Below are 675 nucleotides of genomic sequence, written 5' to 3' on the forward strand. Positions count from 1 at the left end.
GCCGTGGCGCAAAAGCAAGTCGATCCTAATTACAGCGGTGCGCCCATATCGCTGGATTTTCAGGATGTGCCGGTTCGCCAGGTGTTGCAGGTTATTGCTCAGATCAATGGTTTTAACCTGGTCACCACAGATACGGTGACAGGCAACGTGACTATTAACTTAGCCAATGTGCCCTGGGATCAGGCGCTGGGGATGATCTTAAAAATTAAAGGCCTGGATAAGCGTATGGAAGGGAATATTCTGCTGGTAGCCCCGGCAGAAGAGTTGGCTTCCCGTGAGACCCAGCGCTTGCAGTCACAACAGCAGGTTGCTGATTTGGCGCCATTAAAGTCTGAAACCATCCAGATTAATTATGCCAAAGCTGCTGAGATGGCGACCATTCTCAAGTCTGGCGAAGGCGGTATTCTCAGCGCCCGTGGCACAGTTAACGTGGACAATCGTACTAATTCCTTGTTAATTCGTGATAGTCAGGAATATGTTGAAGAAGCCAAAGCCATGGTGAAACAACTGGATATTCCGATTAAGCAGGTATTGATTGAATCCCGCATGGTGACAGTGCGTGACAATGTGGATGAACAACTTGGTGTGCGTTGGGGCTTTAGTGATCAACAAGATACAGATGGCGTGTCCGGGTCTCTCGAAGGAGCGGAAGCTATCGCCGGAGGTACTATTCCT

General features: G+C 49.5%; 1 protein-coding gene. It reads left to right on the forward strand.

All coding sequences use genetic code 11. The features are described from left to right. The coding region (locus tag J0A66_RS21470) for a secretin N-terminal domain-containing protein (RefSeq protein WP_206575906.1) at window positions 1-675 on the forward strand (675 nt) is incomplete at both ends.

Source organism: Bowmanella dokdonensis, from assembly GCF_017254865.1.
Taxonomy (GTDB): domain Bacteria; phylum Pseudomonadota; class Gammaproteobacteria; order Enterobacterales; family Alteromonadaceae; genus Bowmanella; species Bowmanella dokdonensis.